Source organism: Streptomyces sp. NBC_01306 (genome assembly GCF_026340465.1).
GTDB lineage: Bacteria > Actinomycetota > Actinomycetes > Streptomycetales > Streptomycetaceae > Streptomyces.
The window spans coordinates 32737-55241 of record NZ_JAPEPC010000004.1 but is presented as its reverse complement, the minus strand read 5'-3'; the positions used below and the strand labels follow the sequence as shown (position 1 = coordinate 55241).

Genomic DNA, 22505 nt, shown 5'->3' with positions numbered 1-22505 from the left:
CGAAAAACGCGAAAGCGTTTCACGATAAATGCGAAAACTAGGCCAACACGATAGAATCCCACGGTTAAACACCCAAGGTTCAACTGACCCAAGTACAATGCGGCGGCGGGCACCATCGCTGCGCGATGTGCAAGGGGCGCGGTCGCTGCGCTCCCTTGGCCCACGCGGAGCGTGGGCGCCTCCCTCCGCTGCGCTCCTGGAGGCAGTGGGGCCGGCCGCTGCGCGCCCGGCTGGCCGCGCGGTGCGCGGCCGGGCCGATCGGGTCCGTGGGTGCGGCTTGTGGGGCCTCCAGTAAGGGAGTTGGGGAGCGCGGGGCGCTCCCGGCGGGTCCGCTGCGCTCCCCCGCCTGACGGTCCTTCCGGCTGCGCCTCCAGTCCCTTGGGGCCCGCTGGCGCGGGCCGGGCTGGCTACGAGATGGGGGTCGCTCGTTCGTGTGGGTTCCAGTGTACCGCGTGCATCGAGTTGATGCAGCATGTACCGTTGGCGGAAACACGGGACACCCCCCAACCACCCGGGCGGGGCGCGGCTTTTGATTCAAGGTCAGCGCCGGAATTCGTTTCCCACCACTCACGCGAGGAATAACGAATTGCGAAGTCGTGGACCCGAGCCACAGAACGGTACCTCGGATATCGGAAAGCTCGAATTCCGGCGTGCGGAGGTACCGGAGCCGAACGGCCCCCCGGGCCGGGCGGCGGAACCGTCCACCGGCACCGGCCACGCTTCCTCGCTTTTGAACGTCACGGTCGGCACCACCCGAGACTCAGAGCCGCTGCTGCCGTCCACGGCCCGCACGGGGCGCGGTGCCGCACGCGAAGCCGCCTCAGCCACGGAGGCCGGCCCCCTCGATCCGGTGGCTGTCGACGGCGACACGCCCGCCGCTGCCAGCTGCTTGCCCCGTACGCGCCGGGGCGTGTCGGCCGGGGTTCGCGTGGTGGTTGAGCTCTAGTGACACATAAGAGCGTTCCACGCCGAAACCGGCTCTGACCTGCGGTGATGCGAAACCGTTTGTTCTAGGTTTCCAGAACAAACGCGTCCTGGGTGTTCTGGAGATCCAGAACAAACGGGCCCCGGACCTGACGGGTCATCAGGTAACTGTGAGCCACGGTTTGTTCTGCCCCTCCAGAACAAGCCGGTTTACCTAGTGCTACCGTGCAGGCTGAAACGTTGATCATCTCTGGAGGACTGTGCTGATGGAACAGCTGCCGATCGTCCGCCCCGGCGAGCGCGTGGTTGCGCGGTCGGACGGCAAGGGCGGCTTGATCCTGGGCGTGGAGAAGATCAAGGGCCGGGAGTTCGCCGCGAGCGCGGAGTGCAGTGGCTACGTGCTGGACGCCCGGCTGCTGATGGACGTGCTCGGCAGTCTCAAGATGCCCGGCTCCTGGTTCCAGGTCTGGTGCAAGCTCGTGGCGCTGCAGAACGCCAACCGCGCCGACGACCAGACCCGGGCTGCCGCCCGCGGCTTCGTGAAGACCAACCAGCGCGACCTCCAGGCCCGGTGCAACCTGTCGGCGGCCTCGGTGAACGAGGCCAGCCAGTTCTTCGCGCACATCGGCTGGATGCGGACCGCCAAGCGCGGCGTGCTTCAGCTGAACCCGTGGCTGACGGTGGCCGGCACCTCGGGCGAGCAGGAGAAGTGGCAGGCGCTCTGGAACAGCGCGGAGGGCCCGTCCTGCCTCATCCCGCACTCCGACTACCCCACCGAGTGGCGTCAGGCGCGCGAGGTGGAGAAGAAGGCCGCGGAGTCCGCCCGCCGCAAGGAGAAGGTCGTGACGCTGCGCCAGAGGCGGCCGGTTCGCAAGGCCAGCGCATGACCTCGCGCGGCATATCCTCGTTACACGTCGACCTGATCGGAAGTGGTGAGGCTCCGTGAGCAGCTCTTACGTCCCCAGCCCTCCCACAGAGGCCCCCGTCACGATTCCCCGTGCCGTGCTGCGCCTCCTGGCCCTGGTCGACGTCTCCACCGCCGGCCGCCGCGTCCTGGACGAGCTGCTGTACCTCAGCGACCCGGAGAACGGCACCGCCTCGATCAGCCAGAACGAGATGGCGCGCGAGCTGGGCGCGAGCAAGCCGACGGTGAACCGCGGCTTCAAGGAGCTCCGCGAGTGCGGACTCGCCTGGAGCCTGGAAGACGGGCTCTACCAGCTCCACCCGCTGCTGACCGGCGGCAAGGTGTCCTCCCCCGTCATGAAGGTCCCGGAGATCAAGGCCGCCGAACCCGGCCGCTTCACCGAGCAGCGACGGGCCCGGTTCGCCGCCCAGATGGCCAACCTGGCCGCCACCGGCTGAACCGTCCCACCGAAGGTCCCAGGCGCCGCACCAGGAGTGCGGCGCCTTCTACATGCCCTGTCCGGTAGCACTAGCTAAACCGCCTTGTTCTGGAGCAGCAGAACAAACGCGAGCCACCGCGCGGTCCGCGCCGCACGTCCCGCGCAGCAGGTGGGCGGTAGCACCAGGTGAACCGGCTTGTTCTGGAGCAGCAGAACAACCGCCGGCGGCCGGGCCGGACTGCTGCGCTGTTGCTGCACCTGGTGAGGCCGGCCTTGCTACCCGTGCAGCACCCGTGTGCCGTCTGGGTCGGGCGAGTGCTGCACCGCGAGCCGGGCGGCCGGGGCAGCACCCGGTCTTGCACCCCTGTGCTGCCCTTGCACCCTTCACCACCAGGAGCAGCAGCTCGTGCAGCAAGCAGAAGGGTGCAAGGGTCTGGGTGGTGCCGGAGGTCCACATCGGGGCCCCGCACCGGGAGGCCGGCGGGGCCGCCCAAGCGGGCCGGGCCGGGCCGTCTCTTGCACCCCAATGTAGGTAAGTAGTTGTAGTACCTACGTGCGGGTTGAACTCTCCCCCCTCTGAGAGCAGAGCTCGCGGCCGGGAGACGAGATCACCGGCGCAGGAGCCGAACCGCGGAGACACCCGACGCCGCGAAGCGCTGTACGCCGCTGTGAGAGCCCGAGAGGCCCGTGATCGTTGTACGGGGAGCCCGGAACCGCTCAGAGCGGCGCAGGAGGCCGCACAGCGCCGGGAAGGATCATGTGAGCCGTGGCGCTACGGGCACGCTGGTGAGCTCCGCCCGACCGTGCGAATGCTGCGCACCCACCAGAACCGCCAACCGAACATCCGCGTCAGCGAGGTCTTGCGCAGCCTCTACCACCGGTATCTCGCCTACGGCGGGTGCGGAGAGCGCGCTCGTCATCTGGTCAGTCAGTCCTAGGTATTCCTCTTACGCGAGCGATCCCTCACCAACCGGCGAACCCGATCCCTCACCAAACGACGAAGACGCCGATCCGCTGCGGACCGTCCTCGTGGTCGGCGCCGGCCTCGTCGACTCCGGCGAGCAGCAGCCGGTCGGCCTGGTCCCGGACGCCGCGGGTCAGACCTCGATGAAGGCGACCACGACGACGGTCTTCAACGCGGTCACCCAGTACACGAGCCGGACGCGTTCGACGTCGTCGACGTACTGGCGCAGCCGCGGGCCGGTGCTGTCGCCGGGGAGGAGTTCGCCGGCGTCGGGGTCGACGGAGATGACGACCAGGGCGCGGTCCAGGGCGTGCAGCTCGGCTTCGCTGGTGATGGCGTCCAGCTGCTTGGCGGCGGAGTCGGAGAACGCGATCCGGGCGCGGCGCGGGCCGTGCGGTGCGGGCATCAGGCGACGGCCGGGCGCTGGGCGGCGAGCCGGGCGAGGTGAGCCTCGCGCAGGTCCTCCCACGGCGTGCAGTCCTCCACCGCGGGCAGGCCGTTGGCGGCGATGTCCTCCAGGACGGCGGCGAGCTGGTCGGCGCTCTCGCGGGTCCGGGCCGCGTACGCGCGCAGTCCGTCGGCGGCGGCGGGCTCCAGCTGCTGCCGGACAGTGGTGTCGGCGGGGGCCGGCTGTTCGCTCATCGAGGACTCCAGAGGGCAGAACTGGCTCGTCTTACCAAGGTATCGCTGGGCAGGCGGGCCCGGGAGCACTCCGCCGGAACCCAGCCCGTAACTACGCTCCGTATTACTCACAAGTGCGCGTGAGGTCCGATCTTGAGTGTCACGCTCCACCCCCGAAAACGTCCTCTGGAGAGCCCTGCGGCCCCGAGAAACGGACAAACAGGCACAGATTCGAGGCAGCGTGACACGTAAGATCTGACATCGCGAGGGAGCGTGACAGTCACTGTCCGTCAGCGTGACACCGAGTCTGGGCCCGCAGGCGGTCGGCCCGGTGGCGTTCCTTCGACGCGGGTGAGGAGCGCGGCGAGCGCCCCGGCGGCCTCCGGCTCGCTGGTGGCGAGGTGGGCCGCGAACGCCAGCTGGTCGCCGTCGGCGTCGGGGACCAGGCGGGCGAGTTCGGCGAGCAGCGCGGCGTGTGCGAGGACCGGCGCGGTGAGAAGGCCGGCGGCTTCCCCGCGGGCCGCCGGATCGCGGTAGTGCCCGCGGTGCGCGGCCAGGGCGCGCGCGAGCCAGCCGTCGACGTCGGCCTGAACGTACCCGCCGGCTCGCCGGGTCAGTTCCTCGCGTACGGCTTCGTCGCCGGTGCGGGGCTCGGTCTGCTCCAGGGTGCCGAGCTCGCGCAGCGCCTGGAGCTCGTCGGCGCGGGCCGCGATCCGCATCGCTTCACGCAGGTCGGCTTCCCGGGCGGCGGCGGCCGCGGCGTCGGCGGCGAGCTCGGCCTGGACGATGTCGTCGGTATCCGGGTCGTAGACCGTGCCCGGCGCGGCCGCGGCGAGTAGCTGGTCCAGGCGCTCCCACTCCGCGAGCTCCGCCGGGCCTCGAAGGTCGTCGGCCAGGTCCTCGTGCCGGGACGCCTGCCGGGCGTCGAAGCGTGCGTCCTCGAGGGCCGCCGCGATGGCGTCGGCGTCCATGCCCTTCGCCCGGCGCCGTACGACACGGCGGCCGATCCGGGCCGGGTCGACCGGCTCACGGGGCGCGGCGACGCGCGGGGCGAGCGGTCGGCGGGTGCTCTCGCCGGGCGGCCGGAACCGGGTCATCTTCGGTCTCGCATTCATCGTGCGGATTCGGTGCGGGCCGCCGCCAGAGTGCTGTACGGCGGCCCGCAGATTTGGTTTATAGCAGGCTCAGAATTCCGGCGGGTCAGAACCGGAAAGAAATTGACGACACTGACGTGAAGTCCGCGCGGAGGCCATCGGCCCGTGTGCCCCATTCCGTGAAATACGACTCCGTGATGGCCTCCGCGACGATCGGATGCAGATCCTCCTCCGTCGCACCGGCCTCCTGAAGCTCCAGGATCTGCTTCACGTACGTGGGCGAGATGTCCGTGGTGATCTGCCGCTCGCGGCCATCGTCCGAGCTGCCCGTGCAGGTGAATCCGAAGTACGCCGTCACCTCCACCATCATCCCCCTGGAGGTGGACGCCTGCGCGCGCGCTTGCGCCCTGACCTGCGGTTGCCACTCGGATTCCGTCTCCTCCACCAGGGCGGCCTGGAGCCGCTTCTGCGGGTTCGTCAGCTTCCCGGCCCGGTAGCGCTCCACCGTCCGGCGCGAGACGCCCAGACGCTCCGCCAGGGCCTTGGTCGACCCCTTCGCCCGCGTGAGAAGGAATTTCACCTGTGCATTTGCTGACTTCGGCGCGGGCCGGGTGAAGACCTTCCGTTCCGCCCGCGCGAGGGCCTCCAGGACCTTGCCGCGGCGCGGGGCCGGCTGCTGCTGCTCGTGATCGCTCATACCTCCAGGGACCACGATCCGCCTGTGGACAACGGCCGCGCTCCCGTCGCCAAGTCGGCTGTCAGCGCCGGGTGTTATGCAGGGGGCCCAGCAGGGGAGGTTGCCGGTGACAAGGGGAGGGACACCGTGGGGAAACGGAACGGGGCACGCAAGGGTGCCCGGCGGTCAGGGAACCCGGCGCGCCGCGAGGCGGAGCATCAGATCTCGGGCGTCGTGCTGGGCGAGCGCATGTACTCCGGGGCGGCCGGCCACCGAGCCGGGGCGCAGCCGGGAGAGATTCTTCCGGTGAGGGCTCCGGAACTGCCGGACGGCGTCGTGCTCAGGGACGCGGCCCGCGCCGACCGCGCCGCGCTGGAGCCGGTGATCCGGCTGGCTGATCCGGACAACCCCGACGGCTCCTGGCGAGCGCTGTCCGAGGTGATCAATCAGAGCCTGGACCCAGGGCTGCAGACGTACGCGCGGGTGGTGGAGGAGACGTCGTCCGGCGCGCTGGTCGGCGGCATGCTCGCGCTGCCGGCCACGTGGGCCTTCACCCATCCCATGCTCATCGGCTCGCCCAACGCGCACATCATCGCTGGTCTGGTCGGCTGCCTGGACTCCCTCGCCGTCGTCGACCAGTGGCGCGGCAAGGGGATCGCGCGTGCCCTGGTCACCGACGCGGAACGTGCAGTCAGTTCACATTCGGCCGGGAAGCTGGGCAGTGCCGTACTGCTCGTCACGCACGAGCCGGAGCTGACGGACTTCTACGCCGGGCTGGGCTTCACGGTGTCCCCGGACGGCATCGGGATTCCCACGCCCACGGGGTTCATCTGCCACGGCCCGACCAAGGGCTTCCGCTTTTCGGTGAAGCCGCTGCGCACCGGCGTCCAGATGAAGCCCATGGCCACGCCGTACGGGCGGCAGCTGGTCATCCAGGACGTCCTGCCGCTGCCCCGCTGAGTCGACCCTGGCGGATACGCGAGCGAGCCCGGACCAGTTGGTCCGGGCTCGCAGCCTGTTCGGGGCGCGGCTGCTACAGGTCGAACTCCAGGTGTTCGACATCGAGCATGCGGACTTCGTCCAGGCTTCCGGCGCGGCGGCCGCCGTCCTGGAAGTACACCTCCTTGAGTGCTTCGGCCGCGATCTCCCGCAGGCGGTCGTCACTGGCGCCGGCGGCCTGGGCGTCGAAGAGGCGGGCGGCGTAGACGGGCGGCAGGGCGACGGTCAGGTGCCGGATGCGGTCCTGGTCCGTGGAGCCGATCGGCGCGGTGTAGCCCATGCGTGCGCGGGTGTCGATGACGATGCCTCCGGTCGTCGCCGCCTTCTGCCGTGCCTTGGCCCGAATCTGCGGCTGCCACCGCTTGGTCACCTCGCGCTCCAGGCGCGCGGCGAGGTCGGCGCGCGGCTTCTTTGCCTTGCCCGCCACGTACCGCTCCACCTGCCGCTGGGACATGCCGAGCAGTTCGGCGACCGCCTTCGTGCCACCGAGCTGCTTGACCATGTACCGCATCTGCGGGCCCGCGGACTTGGGTGCCGGGCGGGTGAACGCCTTCTGCACCGCCTTGTCCAGGCCGTCCCCGAACATGCTCATCGCCTGCCTACTCCCCTACTCGCCGTTGTCGGCGTCGGTGACGGTGCCGTCCTTGATGGACCGGGCGAGGTTGAGCTCCGGCGCGTTGAACTTGTCCCGGACCTCCTCGCCCCACAGGACCGACTGGGTGCCCTCGTGCTTGACCAGGCCGGGGTTGATGCCGAGCTTGAAGCCGCCGGGCAGCGGCTTGCCCTCCCGGTAGGGCAGGAAGTCCAGCGGCGACGGTCCGGAGGCGGCGTAGACGACGCAGTCGGACAGGATCGCGATCGGGTACTGCCCGGTGAACGCCGCGTGCTTGACGATCTTGCGGTGCAGGTTGATCCGGGTGCGGGAGATGACCGCCGCCCGGATGTCCGGCCGCCACGTGGGGCGCTCCAGGGCACGCCACCGCTCGCCCGGCCGCCAGCCCTCGCCGCGGGGCCGCTCGCGCAGCTTGCCCAGGCCGCCCTTGACCGTCGCCTTGATCGCCGAGACGACGATCGTCAGCTCCGGGTCGCGCTCCTTGTAGCCGTCCATCGCCGCGAGGAAGTCCTCCGGCGACAGGTCGGCGTCGACGCCGAGGTCGGCCATCGTCGCCAGGTAGGCGTCGCGCAGCCGCCCGTACCAGCCGTCCAGGTAGCGGCCGTTGTCGTACCGCACCCACGCCTCGATCGGCGCGACGTCGTAGCCGAGCTCCTGGGCGTAGGCGACGGTGGGCGTCGCGTACCAGGCCGGGCCGGTGGGGCGGTCGCCCTTCGGCGTGAACGGGGAGGGCAGCAGCGAGCTGTCCAGCTCCACCCACTCCTTGCCGACCTTCACCTTCGACAGGTCGACGTGGGACAGGTCGACCAGCCATGAGCCGGGCAGCTTCGGGTCGAACGCGAGGCCCTTGACGTGCGTCGGCTCGCCGAGGCCGACGTTCAGCCCGTTCGCGCCGGCGGCGAAGGCCATGTTCACGTCCAGGCCGACCAGGTAGCGCAGGGTGCACTCGGCATCGGTCATCGGCCGCGCCCAGTCGTACGCCTCCTCGAACAGCTTCTCCGCCGGTCCCCGCACGTGGAAGCGCGGCAGATCCAGCGCAGTGACCACCGGGTGCCCGTCCGGGGCCTCGCACGGCGCGCAGTCCACCGGGTCGCTGCCCAGCGACCCGGGCGTCTTGGTCTCCGCCTGCCGCAGGACACCGGTCTCCTCATCCCGCACGGCGTGGGTCGGCGGGTGCAGCGCGGTCATCAGCTCCAGGCCGGTGACGGCGGTGGAGCCGCGCGGCGTCATCACCCGCGACGCGTAGACGCCCAGGACGCGGGCGAGCTCCGCCGGCGGAAGCTGCGCGGCGTCACCCCAGAACCGGGCGTCCAGCGCGTTCCACGACGGGATGCACAGCTGCACGCACTGGCGGTCCGAGCCCTTGGCCGGACGGTAGATCCGCGCCCACGGCCCGAAGCCCCTCTTGGTGAGCTTCCAGTCGGCGCGCACCAGCTGCTTGATGACCTTGTGGCTCTCCGGGATCCGACCGGCGTCCTTCTCCTCCGCCGTGAACGAGACCGGGAGGCCGTAGCGCTCCAGGGCGGCCTCGGTGAGCACGAGCAGCGGATCGGCGGGCCGTCCCGGGCCGGACAGCTTCGGCTGACCGAGCTTCGCCTCCTTGAGCGTCCAGTCCACCAAGGACGGCAGGGACTTGGCGGGCACGTCCAGGACCAGGCCGCCGGTGCAGTACGCCAGCACCTTCCCGTCCTCGACGTCGACGACGGCCAACGGTCCGTTCTCGAACCGCGGGTCGGTGTCGCCCGCCGGGGTTCCGGCCGGGGCCGCCTTCTTCGCGCCGGGGCGGCGGGACGTCGACGGCCTGGTGGTGCTCGCCGGGCGGGACGCGGCGGCTGGAGCAGCGGCGACGGGTGCCGGGGCGGGGGTCTGGGTGTTCTCGGTTGCAGTCATGACCGCAGCCTCGGACGCCGAACCTGTGGACAGAGGACGGGCTTCCGCCGGGTCGGGCACGCCGGTGAATGTGGCGGGCACCGGGGCCGGGTAGAGCTCCGCGAGCTGCTTGAGCAGTCGCGCGTACGCCTCACGCTCCGGGCCGCGCGGCTCGGTCGGCTTCTTCGTCGACTCCCAGGCGGACACCGTCGCCCGCCGCACATGGAGAGCACCGGCGACATCGTCCAGCGTCAGGCCATGGGCGACCCGCAGCCGCTTGCGCTCCTCCGCCGACGGCAGAGCAGAGCGGGACGCGACCAGCGCGTCGACCGCATCGAACATCTCGGACATGGAACACCTCCTGACCCACACTCTACCCCATGAACCGTAAGGATCGCGTACTTTCACCGTACGAATACCGTACGGAGTGCGTTTGGAGGGTGGAAACGACGCGCGGCGCCCCTGCTGAGCAAGGGCGCCGCGGTCAGGTTGGAAGGCTGGTCAGTCCGACTGGAAGAGGTCGTACCGCGCCGACGTGGTCGTCCACCTCCCGTTGGGGGAGGGAAGGTTCGTGACGGGCCGGACGTACCCGTCGTAGACGAGGAACGCGATGACCGGGGAGCCGACGCGGCTGTGGGACGACGGCCCCTCCTTCGCCCGTAGCCTCCAGTTCCCGCCCGGCAGTACGCCGCGGACCTGTGGCTGGTTGTATCGCTCCACCCGAAGGAAGCCCGGCCGGTCCTTGGCGACCACGAGGCGGCCTTCCGCCTGGTCCAGGATGAGGGCCCTGCCGTCCGCGTCCCAGGATTCGACCAGCACCTCCAGTTCGTCGTCTTCGCCCTCAGCTGCGTCGGCGTCGGTGAAGTAGGCGTAGTAGCGGGCCGGTTGAGTGTCCATTCGACGATGGTGACCCTTGACCAGCAGAGCAGGGAGGAGATCCAGTCAATTCCGTTCACGCCGACTCCTGGAGCCGAGCCGGCTGCGGCAGCACGGCCGCGGTCCCGGCCTCCCTCGCCGCGCGCTCCGCTCGTGCCCGACGCAGAGCCGCAGCGTGGGAGACGTCGGCCTGGTGACGTCGCTGGGCACGAGCCGCCGTGATCGGGGCCGGCGCATCGTCCGGAACGACGTCGGTCTCAGGGAACGCCCTGCGGGACAGCTCGCGCATCGCCCGGTTCTGCCGCTCCACCGCCTCCGCGATCCCCGGGTCCACGCGGGACGGCACGGCGACCTCCTGGTGCGCGGCGAGCGCGCGGCGATAGCCCTCACACGCCGTCTCCCTGGACTTCGCCGGACCGGCTGGTGCGACCGGGGCCGGATCTGCCGGAGCGACGTCGGCCGGACCGGGCGCGGGGACGGCACCGGGCGCCAGGACCCGCAGGGCACGTACGACGGTGCGGCCCGCCGCCTTGTTGGCGGCCGCGATGACGCGGGTCTGCTCCAGGCGGGCCTTCGTCGCCCACGCCGACGACTCCGGGCACACCGTGAGCTGTCCGGAGTCCGGGTCGTACGCCACGGCGGCGACGTGCCCGGCGAGCTCGGGGGCGATGGCCGCCCACCGCTCCCGCAGCGTCGCGCCGGCGGCCGGGAGCTCCCACGCCCGCTCGGTGACCAGCGCACCGATCGCCGCGCCCAGGCCCAACGGCTCACGCCCGTCGCGCCGCACCGACGTAACGGCCCGCGGTTTCTTCTTCGCCTTCTGGCCGGCGCCGTTCTTCCGGGCCTGCTCCATCGCGGCCCGCAGCGCGACCCGGGCCAGGTCGACCCCGGACACCTCGCCCTCGCTCATGCCTGCCCCCAGGTCGCGTAGCCGAGGTCCAGGTGCCCGAGCCGGGAGTGGTGCTGCGCCTGGTCGACCACCTGGTTGCTGAACAGACGCCGGGCCGACGGTTCGCCGTACTGGTCGATGTGGTCCAGGACCACGCTGTGGTCCTTCAACCCCCGCACCCGCCAGGCCCGGACCTGCTCACGGGTCAGGTCCTCGAGGACGAGCTCCTGCTCCTGGTCGTCGCCGTCGACCGGGTCGGGCGCGGCGAGCGGACGCGGCGCGGGCAGCACAACCGGCGCCATCGGCGCGGCCGGGACGTCGACGGCCGGCTGCGCGGCCGCGGCTTCGGCACGGGCCTGAGCTGCGGCGGCCTGCTGCTCGCGGACCTGTGCCCACCGGTGCTCGCGGATCCACGCCTGGGCGGTGACGTCCTGGTGCAGCTGCTGCTCGGTCGCCGCACGGCGCTCGGTCTCGGAGGCGTGCGGCATCGCCGCGTCGACGGCGGCCGCGACCGCACGGCGCTGGTCGCGGCGGTCGGCCTGCTTCTCCTCGCAGCGCGGGCAGTCCTGCCCGGAGTCGAGCAGCACCCGGTCGTCGCACCGGACGTCGCCGCACCGCTGACGCTGGGGCAGGGCCAGGCCGATCAGCCAGCCCACCGGGTCCTTGATCGGCCCGTACAGCCGCATCTGGTCCTCCAGGCGCCGGGCGACCCGGTCGGCGAGGACCTGCGGAGCGTCCGTACGCCCGGCGAACCCGACCACCCGGGCCAGCTCGCCACGGGCCGCGGCCTCCACCAGCTTCCGGGCGGCCGGACGCTCCAGGCGCGCCCACACCAGGTCGACCGGAGCCAGGACGGCCCGCAGATCCTCCGGCGGCAGAGGCACCCTCCCCCGCTGCTGCCTGCCCTGGCCCGCACCGTCCACGACCCGCACCGGAGCACCGGCCACCGGCCCGGCGCTGCCCTTCACGCCTTCGACGACCGGGGACTTCTCCTGCTGTTCCCCGCGGAGCGGGCCGCCGTCCTCGCGCACGCACGCGCGGTCCGGCAGACCGTGGTTCCCACCACGGCCTTCGCCGGAAAAGCCACCAGAGAGCGCGAGAGACCCACCAGGAGTAACCCCAGAAGCGTGGAGAGCGTGGTGCTGTGCAGTAGCGGCGAGGTCTGCCGATCCGCCGATCCCGTCCTGCCCGGCACCCTCGATCCCAGTAACCACAAGGGTCCCGCCCGTCTCGCCGGACTCAAGATCTCCGGATGCAGTACCGGCGAGGTCTGAAAACACGGACTTCGCGCCCCGGCGGGCCTCCCGCACGGCCACACCGTGGGCCTTGGCGACCGGCACCAGACGCACCCGCGACTGCGCGTTCAGGCCCGAGCCGGTCTCCTTGCGCACCACGTCCGCGACGCCGTACTCCTGGAGGCGCCCCAGCACCTTCGCCCCGGCCGCCGCCGTGCAGCCCAGCAGCCGCGCGACCGTCGCAGCCGGACGCCCACGCTCGGTGTCGACCGACCCCGGGCACAGCTGCAGCCAGCCCGCCGAACCCGTCGTCAGCACCATCAGCAGCAGCCCGAGCCGGTCCGTCGCAGCACCCCGGCCCGTACGACCGGCGAGCAGCCCGGCCGGGATCGGCGGCTTGTCCTTCGGCTCCCACCCCGGACCGAACAGCACGGTGATCAGGCTCAGCAGCACCGCCAGCTCCGAGCGGGACAGCGCCAGGGCGTGCCGCCGGTCGCCGGCCTGCTGCGCCCGGTACATCGGGATCACCCAGCACTCCAGGCCCGTCGCCCACCCGATGGCGTTCGTCGCGACGTTCGAGCCGAGGAACCCCGCGCCGCGCAGCTCGGGCAGCACGGTGTGCGCGACCGTCGACTGGGAGACCCCCAGCCACCGGCCGAGCTCCTCCGCCCAGATCGACGTCTCGAAGTCCTTGCGCGCATCCGCCTTCGCGGTCAGCACGACCGACGCGAGCCGCGTGCCGTCGGACGTACCGGCCAGCGCCGGGGACGTCACCAGCGCGCGCACCGCGGCGAGCAGCCGGGCCCGCATCGTCTTCGTCAGCTGGAGCGGGTTGCCCAGCTCCAGCCGCGCGACCGGACCGGCCTGCGCCGGGACCGACCGCAGCCGACGGCGCGAGGCCCCGCCGGCGAAGTGCGTACGAGGACGCGGGAGCACGGCGGCCGACGCCGCCACGGCGCTCATCGGCCCACCGCCACGACCGGAGCGGCGGTCATCGCGAGGACCGAGGTCGTCTGTGTCGTCATCAGGCTGGTGTATGCGCCAAAGCGGACACCCCCGCCCGGAGCCGCCGGAACTGCTGTTTCGTGATCCACCCGCCGAGCCTGCAACGGGAGCCCTGTGGACAGAGTCCGGTGAGCCCCGATCACCCCCATCGCTCCCGCACGGCGGGCAACAACCTTCGAACCCGTCCCGCCACACGGGACGGCCCCCTCGAGGACGTCGTCGACGAAGTTGTGGATGACGTCCCGGGCGGGGTGGATCAGCGCGGCGGCCGACCTCGTTTCCGGGACTCCCGAGGCCGGGCGGACCGCCGACCCGGCGGCATCCGTGTGACAGTCGAGGGGTGTGATGTACGTCACAATCCCGTCAGAGGGGACACCACAACCTGCGGCAATCACCCCAGAGGGGGTACTGGCCTGGTCGTGGTCGACCTGACAAGACCTGCGGTGCTCGTGCACTATGGCGATACCAGCCTTCATATGGATCAACGCAGACGGGCCCCCTGATCGGGGCGCGACCGCAACGGCTCATGTGGTGGGTGGCGGTACGAAGGCCAGAGGCGGATCTCCTGTTCTGTCGACGGACTTGGTGCTGGTGTTCCGAAAGCCCTTGGCCGGGCCTCGGAACGGTGAAGCGGTACTTCGGTACTGCGACCGCGAAGCCCCTTGGCCGGGGCCCGCGGGTGTTGCAATGGCGGCCCTGATGAGGGGCCGGTGGGAATGCAGCGGCTTGATAAGCCGCGGCTCAGAGTCGGGTAGGACCGAGATCTGAGCGGACCGCTCTGGAGTTCCAGGCGGTAGACGGGCCGCGCGGGGCCGAAGGGGATGGCGAGTCCACCTCTGTTGGCGCGCGCGGCCGATGGCCGGCTAGGTCATCCCAACCCCCTGAATCCGGTGGCTGGCGTCAGCATGCGCGGACACGGTCCGGATGGCGTGATCGCAGAAGATCAACGGCGTAGCGGCGCGTGTAGTTCCGCGCGTGCGGGTAGCCTTCATCCCGCGATCACCTCCATTCCAGGTGCGTCGCCAACGGAGCGTTGCCCCGTTCGAGCCACCCCGTAGACCAGGCCCGGTCGCGGGGTGCTCGTCGTTTTGGATCACTGCTGGGCACAGCCTAACTGCACGACCCGACATATTTGCGGGGCGAATTCGTGCAGAGTCCGAGAGGCCCGGAATGCCGAGACCGCGACGCGGTACGTAATCGGAAAGTTGCCCGCCGAACGGGAAGCTCATTGGCCACCCCGCAGTTCGCGAAGATGGGTGACGAACTCCTGCGCCTCGGAGGCGTGTCCGTAGTGCGTCTGGAGGGCCTGCCCGAGGTCGGCGGCCACCATCGCGAGCGACGGCAACGACTTCCGCTCCCCGGTCAGGGCCCGCTCCCCGTAAGCGAGCGCGGTGTCCAGGTCCCCCTCGCGCGCGGCGACCACGCCGAGCGTGACGCGGGCCTCCGCGATCCGCATGGGTGACCGTTCCGTCCCGTCGAAATCCGTACCCGCCCGGATGACCTCATTGGCCAGCTGCTCCGCGAGCCGGTTCTCGCCCGACTTCCTAAGCGCGTCCATGCGGTAGAAGTCGTATTTCGCGGGGTCGACCACGAAATGGTTCTCGATGTTCTCGGGGTACGGCTGGAGTTCGAGGATCTGGCGTCCCTTGTCCAGCGCGACTTCGGTCTGCGACCGGTCGCCCAGCCGCGCCCACGCCTTGGCTTTCTGCGCGTACAGCTGCGCGGCGACGCTCTCGGTCGGCGCCACGGCGATGCCGGCCTCCGCGGCCGCGATGACGCCGCGGTAGTCGCCCCGGGTCAGCGCGAACCAGGCCCTCATCTCGTGCGCCCAGCCCTGCACGCTCAGTTCCCCGGCCTCCTGACCGAGCATCAGCGCGGCCTGCCGGGTGGCCTCCGCGTCGCGGGGCCGACCGGAGTCGTACTCGACACAGCCCACCAGGAGCGACAGCTTCCCGGCGAGCGCGATGATCTCGCGGTGCTGCGCCAGGCTGACCCGCTGGTGTTGGAGGCCGACGACGCGGGCGAGCCACGCCTTGCCCTCCAGGAGCAGTTGGTCGGCGGGCAGGTACGCGTACTCGCAGCACAGCCGGTCCGCCGTGATCCGCAGCGCGTCCAGCGTCGCGACGTCCACATCCGAGGCGCGCAGCCGGGCGATGATGTCGACGGTGTCCATACCGCTGACCTGCAAGATTTCCGAGCGTCCGTCCCGGCGGGACTTCTCGGGGAAGAACGCGCCGGTGGTCGTGCCGAAGGTCTGAGCGATGACGGACCTGTACTTCACGGGCTGGGCGTCGCCTGCCTCCCAGCGCTTCCACTGCCGGAGCAGGTCCTGCTCGCTCACGACCTGGTCGTCAGGGAGGCGGGCCATCAGTGCGCGGACCGCGTCGACCTGCGACCAGTCGCGCGCCGCGCGCTCCTCAACCATCCGGCGTGCCCAGTCGGGACGCTCATCCATCGCCGTTCCCCTTCCCCGTACGGTCCAGCGGCGCAACCTGCCCGACAGGGTGATGCCCGAGCGGAGGCCGGCCCTTCCGCGGCCGAGCATCGCACGGCGCCTTGATCGCGCGGAGGTGACAAGTGGCGGTGACATTCCAGATGTCACCAGCACTCGTCACTAGGCGCAGCGCCTGCCTTTGAGCACCGTCATGTAACGGAAGCGCTCCGTGAGGTGACTGGGAGGTACTCAATGGCGGCCGCCGTCGGGACGAGGCAGAGCACGGTCCACTGCCGCCAACGTGGCGCTCGGGTCTCCGGCGTAGACGATGTGCGGTTCGTCATCGGTGGGCGCCTCGAAGCGGTTCGCGTGTCGAAGCAGGTCTTCCTCGCTGAACGCGATGCTGTTCGGGTCGACCAGAGACTTCGCGTTGCGCTTCTGGATCCTGTCCCAGCGCACCTCGTGCGGTGCAGGCAGGTAGATCAGCACGGGCTCGCCGCCGGCTTCCATGACGGTCGCCGCCCACAAGGCACGCTCTTCCCGCGTCCAGAACCCGTGGTCGACTACGACCTCGTGTCCGGCCGCCAGGAGCTGCTGTACCTCCAGGGCGATGTCCTTGAGGACGGGCGCCTCTCGGACACGGAACTCGCCGCGGGGGAAGTCGCGACCGTAGTGTCCGTAGCGGCGGAACATCTCCTCGTCAGGGCACAGACGCCGGAAGCCGGCCTCCTCCAGGGCGCGGGCGAGGGTCGTTTTGCCAGCGCCCTGCAGGCCGGTCATGAGGATTGCGCGGGGCGCAGGTCCCGGCCGGCCGGACAAGGCTGCGGAGATGCGGCTGATCTCGAATCGTCCTTCCAGGGTGAGGGTGTCGGCGCGCTCGGCTCGAAGGAGTTCACCGAGGCGCGCTTCGAGGCAGTTGACGAGGGTGTCGTCCAGGAGGACGGCCTCGCCGGCGTTCATCGCAGCACCTCGGACGTGGTGCGCCGCGTGCGGCCAGGAGCACCCAGGTCTACGCCGTACTCGAGGAGTTGGCCGTCGACGTCCAGGAACCTGGCGGTCAGCACCAGGATTGCTGCGACGGTTTCGGCGTCCAGCTCCAGGAGCTCCAGGTCCTCCTTCGTGGCGATGCGAGCGGTCTCCTCATCTATGCGCTGCTCGACCTGGCGCCCGGTGGCTTCGGCGATGAGGTCCAGCGACAGCCCGCCCTTGAGGCGCTCGCTGCGTGCGAGCTCGGGCAGCACCTGGGCGAACTCCGCCGGGATCCAGGACGTTGAGTGGGAGACGATCCCGTGAGCGTCCCGGTAGACGCGGCTCCGGCGAATCACGTCGTCACCAGGGTCGATGCCGAGCACATGCGCGACGTCCTCGGGGGCCGGCACCGTGCCAGCGGTGTGGCCGGAGGACTTCTCCCCCACGCCCCACGACGATTTCGTCTTGCTGCTGCGGTCGTGACGTTCGGACCCCGAGGCGAGCGACACGGGCCGTGCCATGACTTCGGTGCCGACGCCAGGGATGCCGTTGACCAGCTTTTCGTCGCGCAGCAGCTTCATGGCGCGGTCGGCCGTTGCAGTGCTGACGTTCCACTGATCTGCCAGGGCCCGGATGCTGGGCAGCAGGTCGCCCGGCGCGAGCTCCCCGGAACTAATGAGGTCGCGGTAGTGACCCGCGATGCGCGCGTACGGCGGCCGGTTGTCGGCCCTCGGTTGCCCTGGCATGTCGCCTCGCCTCCTTCTTTTCCGTCTAGGTGCCTCACTATACCGCTTGACACCTGAGGGTACCTGAGGCAACCTGATGTATGTAAGACGGTGAGCCTCACGGAACACCGAGTAGTCGCACCACCGCAGTAGTCGTCCGCCCCTCGGGGCGGCCGGAGTAGCCCTCCTCAGCTCGCTGGGAATCCGAGGGCGCGAGAGCACCATCGAACTCCTCCGGAGCCTGACGGCCGCGACATCTGCGTGCACGTCGCAGCGCTGTGCGCTGTCTGTCCTGCGGGACGCCGGCCTCTTGCCGTGCGGCCTGGAGGGCAGAGAGCACATTCGCGACGCGCTCCCTGCCACTCCGTCCATGAGGAGTCCAGATGTCTGCTTCGACCATTGAGCGCACCGCCCGGACCCGCCGGAGCCGGACCCGCTCCCGCACCGTCAACGCCCGCCCGGCGCTCGTCATCTCCACCCTCAAGCCCCACCAGTACGACCTGCGCCCGGCCTGCGCGTCGCTGATCTGCCCCGACTGCAAGACGTGGGTGCCGATCACCGGCCTCCAGACCCACAAGCCCAAGGTCGTGCCGCACGACACCGGCCTCGCAAACAAGGACGCGTCCGTCCGCTGCCGCCTGGGCAGCAACCGCCTGGTCACCGTCGACGTGACGGTCAAGAAGTGGCAGGAGCGCCTGGAGGACGGCAACTCGGAGACGGTTCACCGCCGCAAGACCACCGTGCTGCGGAAGCCGAAGGTCGCGCTGGCCCCGGCCGTCAGCCAGATCGCCGCGCAGAAGCAGGCGCCGGCGGATGACGAGCACGGTGACGGTCGACCGATGTGGCTGCTGCGCGAGATGAAGTGGGCGTCAACCGAGTCCGCGGTTCGCGACGCCGACACCCGGCGCGCGCAGCTGCCGGACGGTGAAGTGCCGCTGGGCGCACCGCCGGTGCCTCTCAAGAAGCTGACCCCCGGGCGCCGCGCGAGCTGACCCGCTCTGGACGAACGACCAAGGCCCCGGCCACCCCGCAGAGGGGTGGCCGGGGCCTTGGCTGCTCGTACAAGCAGTCAGCTCCCCAATTGGGGAGTGATCGCGACAGCCCTTGGGATTGCGGCCCGGGAGCTGTCCAGGACCTGACTGGAGGACCTGATGCAGCACAGCATGACACGCACCACGGCGCAGCCGCGGGCCGGAGTCATCGACGACATCGAGCGCGAGGACGACTCCAAGGGTTACGAGCCCGAGGACGCCGCCCGAGTCGACGTCGCCCTGGCGCTCCTGCCCAACCTGACCCTGGCGCAGGCCGGTTGGGAGGTGGCGGCGTGATCACCAGCCTCACCGACGCCGAACGCGAGGCGCTCTCGCAGAAGAACCGAGAGCAGAACCAGCGGTCGGAAGCCAACCGCCGATGAACATCCGGCAGTCCAACCAGCAGCGCTGACCCCGGCCCTGCCCGTCGTCCCCGTGCCTTCCCGGCCGGGGCCGGCGGAGAGCGCCGGGAGCTCCCCCGCTCCGGCCGTACGGCCGCCGACACAGAACAGCCCCGGGGTGGCCGCCCCGGGGCTATCTCCTGCACTGGACCTTCTGGGAGGCCCTGATGAACCGCTCCATCGTACGCACCCCGTACTACGGCGCCGTTTCCACCGCCGTCGCACCTGCCCGGCCCCGCCCGGCGTGCGAGAACGAAGACCCCGAGCTGTTCTTCCCGATCGGCGACACGGGCCCGGCCCTGCTCCAGGTCGAGGAAGCCAAGGCTGTCTGCCGTCGCTGCCCGCTGATGGAGAGCTGCCTCCAGGGCGCGCTGGAGCGGGGCGAGACCGCCGGTGTGTGGGGCGGGCTGTCCGAGCCCGAGCGCCGCCGCATGAAGCGCCGGGCCGCCCGCCGTCGTTCTGCCTGATCCGTTCTGACGGTTGCCTGATCCGCCTCGCACCGACCGCTGCACCACGGCGGCCGGGACGGGCGGTGACGGGGAGCCGGACAGCCCGGACCGACAGTCGAGGGAGCCCCCATGGCCACGACGATCACCCCGCTCCAGCCCGGCACGGAAGCCGCCGCCAAGGCCGCCGCGTTCGCGATCTTCGGCAGCGACATCCCGCCGATCGACCCCGACGACTACAACGGCAGCTGGCGCACCACCCTCCACGTCATCGCGGAGGAGTGGGTGGGCGAGGGCCGTGTCGAGCGGCACGCCGCCCGCACCGCGACCGCGATCAACGACCTGCTGAACACCGAGAAGCTGTTCGGCGTGGGATCGCCCGAGGCGCTCGCCGGCGGCACCGCGCTCAAGCCGTTGATCGACAAGTGCCGGATCTACGGCATCACCACCGACGACCTCCGGCGCCACGGCGCGCAGCTCCACACGAGCTGACTTCGCGCCCGCCCGGCGGGAGCCGTTCCCAGTTTCGAGACCGCCCCGCAGCACTTCGCGAGTACGGCCGCCCACCCCCCGGGCAGCCGGCCTTTTCGCGCGCCCGGAGCGGGTAGAGCCGGTGTCCGGTTCGCAAGCAACCATCCGCACCAAGAGCCGCTTCGGGAACGCCTCACCGCGTTTCGGGAGCAGCCCCCGCCGTTTCGCGTACGCCCTGAACGACCCCCTCCGGAGGCACTCATGACCATCACCGACTGGCCGCGCACCGCGGCTGAACCCGACTCCGACTCGGCTTCACCGGCCGCCGTTTCGGGAACGTCCACGCCGGTTTCGCAGACACCCAGCACCGTTTCGGACGCGGCTGAGTTCGTTTCGGAGACGGAAAGCGGAACCGGAACGAAGCACTCCCCGGGCCCGCTGACCGGAACTCAGAAGTGGGCGGCCGGTGCGATCGTGATCGCCGCGCTCGTGCTCGCGGGCATCGGCCTGTACCTCTCCTTCGAGCACGTCGCGGTCTTCGCGTTCGAGCAGCTCCGCTTCGAGTCGCTCGGCAAGGGCCAGCTGTTCGCGGTCGGCGTCGACGTCGGCATCATGGTCATGATCGCCGTCGACCTCCTGATGGCCTGGCTCAAGCGCCCCATCAGCTGGATTCGCTACCCGGTGTGGCTGCTGACCAGCGCGACAGTCGTCCTCAACGCCGCCTCCGGCGCCCCGGAAGGGGCCTGGAAGCTGCTGGACTACGTCGCCGCCGGCGCCCACGGCGTCGTCCCGATCCTCTTCATCACGGTGGTGGAGCTCGGGCGTACCGCGATCGACCGCATCGTCCGGCCCGACCAGGCCGAACGCGACTCGATCCCGTGGCTGCGGTGGGTGCTCGCCCCCGTCGCGACGGCCCGGATCTTCCGCCGGATGCGGCTGTGGGGCGTCACCTCCTACCCGGAGATGATCCGCCGCGACCAGGAGCTCATCGCCTACGAGCAGTGGCTCAAGCGCAAGTACGAGGGCGGTGACATCTCCAAGGCCAGCGAGGATGAGCTGCTGCCGATGAAGATGGCCCCGTACGGCTACACCGTCGCCCAGGCCCTGGCCATGCCCGATGAGCAGGAACGGGCAGCTCAGGAGCGTGAGGAGGAAGCCGAGCGGCGGCGCCTGGACGCGGAGACCCGCAGCGAGGTCGCCCAGTCCAAGGCCGAGTCCGAGCGCCTGCGCGCCAAGGGCGAGGTGGAGACGGTCCGGGCGGAGATCGACGGCCAGACCGGCCAGGCCCGCGCTCACGCTCGTGCCCAGGTCAGCGCCGCAGAGCGGGCCGCTGAGCTGGAGGAACAGGCCCTCGACAACGCGGTGATCGCCGAAGCCCGCACCCGCGAGGCTGAGGCGGCGCGCAAGGAGGCCCAGGAGCGCGAGGCTGAGGCGGAAGCGGACCTGCGCGCAGCCGAGCTGGAGCGCCAGGCAGCCGAGAAGCGGAAGCTCGCGGCGGAGGCCGACCGGGTCGCCGCGGCGGAGGCCCAGGCGGTCGAGACCCAGGCCATCGCCGAAGCCCGCAAGGCCGCTGCCGAAGCCGATCGGGTCGCTGCCGAAACGGAGCGGGTTGCTGCCGAAACGCGGCGCGCCACTGCCGAAGCCAACCGCAAGAAGGCTGAGGAGGACCGCCGCCAGGCGGACGCTCTCGCCGACATCGCGCGCTCCCAGAAGGAGGCCGCCGAAGCCGAGCGGGCTGCTGCCGAAACGCGCCGGGTCGCCGCCGAAATCGAGCGGCGCGCGGTCGAAGCCGAGGACGTCGCGAAGCTCAAGCCGCGCGAACGGGCGGTCCGCAGGGTCGCCCGGATGATCCTCGCGGTCGGCGGCGACGCCGACCGGCTGCCGCTGGCCGACATCCAGCACGAGCTGGCGGTCACCTCCCCCGGCACCGCCTCCGAGTACCGCCAGGAGGCAGCCGAGCTGCTCGCCGGCGGATACCGCCCGGAGCAGTGACCTGCACGAACCGCGAGTTCGACGGTTCCACCGGCCCCCGAGACGAAGTCAGCGCCTCGGGAGCGCGGTGAAGGCGCCGAAACGCCACGACAAAGCCTCCCAGATCACCCCCGCCCCGAGAAGGAGATCCCCACCTCATGGATATCAACGCACTGTTCACGGATGAGGGCCTCCGGGCCTTCACCGCCACCGTCCGCGACCAGCACGTTCGCGATGCCCAGCAGTACGGGCAGATCGCCGACATCGTGCGCCGGCGCCTGGAGCAGACGCCGATCGAGGGCGACCGCTGGATGGCCAAGAAGCTCCGCGCCTGGAAGGTGTCGCGGCAGCTCAGGGCCATGCAGAAGGCGTCCGGCGAGGCCGCAAGCAAGGCGGAGGCCCTGTACGCGACCTACGTCAACGAGGTCCTGGAGCTCCCGCAGCGCCGGGCGGTCGCGGAGGCCAAGAAGCTGGAGCGCAAGAACGGCCGCCAGGCCGCCGTCGGCGCGGCCGTCGCGAGCTCGCTGAACAAGACGGTGACCGCGCTCAACACCCCCCAGGAGCAGGCCCCGGGCGCGGTCCCGCAGGCGAGGCCGGCGGAGTTCGTGACCCCGGACAACCCCTGGAACCAGTGGCCGATGGCGGCCGGTGGTGAGCGGCCGACCAGCTCGATCAACGACTACTTCGCGAAGGGAGAGCAGGGGTGACGACGCCTCGGCAGACGCAAAACCGGGCGAAGCACTGGAACGGGCGGATCGCGGAGGCGGAGACCGAGAAGGAGCGGGCCGGGGTCTGGTACGACGCGTGCCGGACCCTGGCCCGCCAGGCCGAACGCGACGGCAAGCCGGACGTGTGGCGCAAGCTCACCGCCACGCTGCACGACTTCTACAAGAACAACGGAGGGTGACGAAGTTCTTCTTCTTCACCGCCTCCTCCCCACCGCCTGGAG

22 protein-coding genes are annotated in these 22505 nt (G+C 70.8%); 10 read left to right on the top strand and 12 right to left on the bottom strand.

From position 1 onward, the window contains the following. Positions 1 to 1190: 1190 nt before the first annotated feature. Both OG385_RS37330 and OG385_RS37325 read left to right on the top strand, forming a co-directional pair. Positions 1191 to 1811: a hypothetical protein gene (locus OG385_RS37330; RefSeq protein WP_119612515.1), complete on the top strand. Its 621-nt coding sequence runs from the start codon at positions 1191 to 1193 to the stop codon at positions 1809 to 1811. Positions 1812 to 1866: 55 nt separating this feature from the next. Further along, positions 1867 to 2286: a helix-turn-helix domain-containing protein gene (locus OG385_RS37325; protein WP_119612516.1), complete on the top strand. Its 420-nt coding sequence runs from the start codon at positions 1867 to 1869 to the stop codon at positions 2284 to 2286. Between the two features lie 1078 nt (positions 2287 to 3364). On the opposite strand, the gene OG385_RS37320 is transcribed toward OG385_RS37325, so the two are convergent. The 4 genes from OG385_RS37320 to OG385_RS37305 form a co-directional block, all read right to left on the bottom strand. Then, positions 3365 to 3637: a hypothetical protein gene (locus tag OG385_RS37320; RefSeq protein WP_266862619.1), complete on the bottom strand. Its 273-nt coding sequence runs from the start codon at positions 3635 to 3637 to the stop codon at positions 3365 to 3367. Continuing rightward, complete coding sequence (locus OG385_RS37315; RefSeq protein WP_266862617.1) at positions 3637 to 3873, bottom strand: hypothetical protein; 237 nt, start codon at positions 3871 to 3873, stop codon at positions 3637 to 3639. The genes OG385_RS37320 and OG385_RS37315 overlap by 1 nt, the downstream gene beginning before the upstream one ends. Positions 3874 to 4142: 269 nt before the next feature. Next, entirely contained in the window at positions 4143 to 4949 is an 807-nt protein-coding gene (locus OG385_RS37310) for a hypothetical protein (RefSeq protein ID WP_323183990.1), read from the bottom strand. Between the two features lie 103 nt (positions 4950 to 5052). Continuing rightward, positions 5053 to 5643, bottom strand: a complete 591-nt coding sequence (locus OG385_RS37305) for a terminal protein (RefSeq protein WP_266862613.1) — start codon at positions 5641 to 5643, stop codon at positions 5053 to 5055. A 126-nt stretch (positions 5644 to 5769) separates the two neighbouring features. Between OG385_RS37305 and OG385_RS37300 the strand changes: the two genes are divergently transcribed. Then, positions 5770 to 6582, top strand: coding sequence for a GNAT family N-acetyltransferase (locus OG385_RS37300; RefSeq protein ID WP_266862611.1), 813 nt, complete (start codon positions 5770 to 5772; stop codon positions 6580 to 6582). Between the two features lie 73 nt (positions 6583 to 6655). Here the strand turns inward: OG385_RS37300 and OG385_RS37295 are convergent, their stop codons facing one another. From OG385_RS37295 to OG385_RS37260, 8 genes are all read right to left on the bottom strand, one after another. Beyond that, the gene (locus tag OG385_RS37295; RefSeq protein WP_266862609.1) at positions 6656 to 7213 is read right to left on the bottom strand and encodes an XRE family transcriptional regulator; all 558 of its coding nucleotides are present in this window, start codon (positions 7211 to 7213) and stop codon (positions 6656 to 6658) included. A gap of 15 nt (positions 7214 to 7228) precedes the next feature. Then, entirely contained in the window at positions 7229 to 9454 is a 2226-nt protein-coding gene (locus tag OG385_RS37290; protein ID WP_266862607.1) for a helix-turn-helix domain-containing protein, read from the bottom strand. Between the two features lie 150 nt (positions 9455 to 9604). After that, on the bottom strand, positions 9605 to 10000 hold the full coding sequence (locus tag OG385_RS37285; protein ID WP_266862606.1) for a hypothetical protein: 396 nt from the start codon (positions 9998 to 10000) through the stop codon (positions 9605 to 9607). Between the two features lie 55 nt (positions 10001 to 10055). Next, positions 10056 to 10889, bottom strand: a complete 834-nt coding sequence (locus OG385_RS37280) for a DciA family protein (RefSeq protein ID WP_266862605.1) — start codon at positions 10887 to 10889, stop codon at positions 10056 to 10058. Next, on the bottom strand, positions 10886 to 13066 hold the full coding sequence (locus OG385_RS37275; protein ID WP_266862603.1) for a hypothetical protein: 2181 nt from the start codon (positions 13064 to 13066) through the stop codon (positions 10886 to 10888). Before OG385_RS37275 ends, OG385_RS37280 begins: the two co-directional genes overlap by 4 nt. Positions 13067 to 14333: 1267 nt before the next feature. Next, a complete protein-coding gene (locus OG385_RS37270; RefSeq protein WP_266862602.1) occupies positions 14334 to 15563 on the bottom strand; it encodes an XRE family transcriptional regulator in 1230 nt (409 codons plus the stop codon). 228 nt (positions 15564 to 15791) lie between these two features. Further along, on the bottom strand, positions 15792 to 16502 hold the full coding sequence (locus OG385_RS37265; protein ID WP_266862600.1) for an ATP-binding protein: 711 nt from the start codon (positions 16500 to 16502) through the stop codon (positions 15792 to 15794). After that, positions 16499 to 17257: a GntR family transcriptional regulator gene (locus tag OG385_RS37260; protein ID WP_266862598.1), complete on the bottom strand. Its 759-nt coding sequence runs from the start codon at positions 17255 to 17257 to the stop codon at positions 16499 to 16501. The genes OG385_RS37265 and OG385_RS37260 overlap by 4 nt, the downstream gene beginning before the upstream one ends. Positions 17258 to 17619: 362 nt before the next feature. Here OG385_RS37260 and OG385_RS37255 point away from each other — a divergent pair, with 362 nt between their 5' ends. The 7 genes from OG385_RS37255 (at position 17620) to OG385_RS37225 (ending at position 22463) form a co-directional block, all read left to right on the top strand. Then, on the top strand, positions 17620 to 18228 hold the full coding sequence (locus OG385_RS37255) for a hypothetical protein (protein WP_119612058.1): 609 nt from the start codon (positions 17620 to 17622) through the stop codon (positions 18226 to 18228). A 171-nt stretch (positions 18229 to 18399) separates the two neighbouring features. After that, positions 18400 to 18564: a hypothetical protein gene (locus OG385_RS37250; RefSeq protein ID WP_266862596.1), complete on the top strand. Its 165-nt coding sequence runs from the start codon at positions 18400 to 18402 to the stop codon at positions 18562 to 18564. Positions 18565 to 18835: 271 nt separating this feature from the next. Continuing rightward, positions 18836 to 19135: a WhiB family transcriptional regulator gene (locus tag OG385_RS37245; RefSeq protein WP_266862594.1), complete on the top strand. Its 300-nt coding sequence runs from the start codon at positions 18836 to 18838 to the stop codon at positions 19133 to 19135. A gap of 111 nt (positions 19136 to 19246) precedes the next feature. Further along, positions 19247 to 19606, top strand: a complete 360-nt coding sequence (locus tag OG385_RS37240; protein WP_266862593.1) for a hypothetical protein — start codon at positions 19247 to 19249, stop codon at positions 19604 to 19606. A gap of 240 nt (positions 19607 to 19846) precedes the next feature. After that, the gene (locus OG385_RS37235; RefSeq protein WP_266862591.1) at positions 19847 to 21577 is read left to right on the top strand and encodes a DUF2637 domain-containing protein; all 1731 of its coding nucleotides are present in this window, start codon (positions 19847 to 19849) and stop codon (positions 21575 to 21577) included. Positions 21578 to 21714: 137 nt separating this feature from the next. Next, entirely contained in the window at positions 21715 to 22263 is a 549-nt protein-coding gene (locus OG385_RS37230) for a hypothetical protein (protein ID WP_266862589.1), read from the top strand. Beyond that, positions 22260 to 22463: a hypothetical protein gene (locus OG385_RS37225; protein ID WP_119612063.1), complete on the top strand. Its 204-nt coding sequence runs from the start codon at positions 22260 to 22262 to the stop codon at positions 22461 to 22463. Before OG385_RS37230 ends, OG385_RS37225 begins: the two co-directional genes overlap by 4 nt. Positions 22464 to 22505 lie beyond the last annotated feature (42 nt).

Coding starts and splice junctions, on each gene's coding strand:
- OG385_RS37265 (WP_266862600.1), bottom strand. CDS start 16,502: ATGAACGCCGGCGAGGCCGTCCTCCTGGACGACACCCTCGTCAACTGC.
- OG385_RS37315 (WP_266862617.1), bottom strand. CDS start 3,873: ATGAGCGAACAGCCGGCCCCCGCCGACACCACTGTCCGGCAGCAGCTG.
- OG385_RS37245 (WP_266862594.1), top strand. CDS start 18,836: ATGAACCGCTCCATCGTACGCACCCCGTACTACGGCGCCGTTTCCACC.
- OG385_RS37255 (WP_119612058.1), top strand. CDS start 17,620: ATGTCTGCTTCGACCATTGAGCGCACCGCCCGGACCCGCCGGAGCCGG.
- OG385_RS37250 (WP_266862596.1), top strand. CDS start 18,400: ATGACACGCACCACGGCGCAGCCGCGGGCCGGAGTCATCGACGACATC.
- OG385_RS37275 (WP_266862603.1), bottom strand. CDS start 13,066: ATGAGCGCCGTGGCGGCGTCGGCCGCCGTGCTCCCGCGTCCTCGTACG.
- OG385_RS37280 (WP_266862605.1), bottom strand. CDS start 10,889: ATGAGCGAGGGCGAGGTGTCCGGGGTCGACCTGGCCCGGGTCGCGCTG.
- OG385_RS37310 (WP_323183990.1), bottom strand. CDS start 4,949: ATGACCCGGTTCCGGCCGCCCGGCGAGAGCACCCGCCGACCGCTCGCC.
- OG385_RS37230 (WP_266862589.1), top strand. CDS start 21,715: ATGGATATCAACGCACTGTTCACGGATGAGGGCCTCCGGGCCTTCACC.
- OG385_RS37285 (WP_266862606.1), bottom strand. CDS start 10,000: ATGGACACTCAACCGGCCCGCTACTACGCCTACTTCACCGACGCCGAC.
- OG385_RS37270 (WP_266862602.1), bottom strand. CDS start 15,563: ATGGATGAGCGTCCCGACTGGGCACGCCGGATGGTTGAGGAGCGCGCG.
- OG385_RS37260 (WP_266862598.1), bottom strand. CDS start 17,257: ATGCCAGGGCAACCGAGGGCCGACAACCGGCCGCCGTACGCGCGCATC.
- OG385_RS37320 (WP_266862619.1), bottom strand. CDS start 3,637: ATGCCCGCACCGCACGGCCCGCGCCGCGCCCGGATCGCGTTCTCCGAC.
- OG385_RS37290 (WP_266862607.1), bottom strand. CDS start 9,454: ATGTCCGAGATGTTCGATGCGGTCGACGCGCTGGTCGCGTCCCGCTCT.
- OG385_RS37295 (WP_266862609.1), bottom strand. CDS start 7,213: ATGAGCATGTTCGGGGACGGCCTGGACAAGGCGGTGCAGAAGGCGTTC.
- OG385_RS37240 (WP_266862593.1), top strand. CDS start 19,247: ATGGCCACGACGATCACCCCGCTCCAGCCCGGCACGGAAGCCGCCGCC.
- OG385_RS37235 (WP_266862591.1), top strand. CDS start 19,847: ATGACCATCACCGACTGGCCGCGCACCGCGGCTGAACCCGACTCCGAC.
- OG385_RS37305 (WP_266862613.1), bottom strand. CDS start 5,643: ATGAGCGATCACGAGCAGCAGCAGCCGGCCCCGCGCCGCGGCAAGGTC.
- OG385_RS37330 (WP_119612515.1), top strand. CDS start 1,191: ATGGAACAGCTGCCGATCGTCCGCCCCGGCGAGCGCGTGGTTGCGCGG.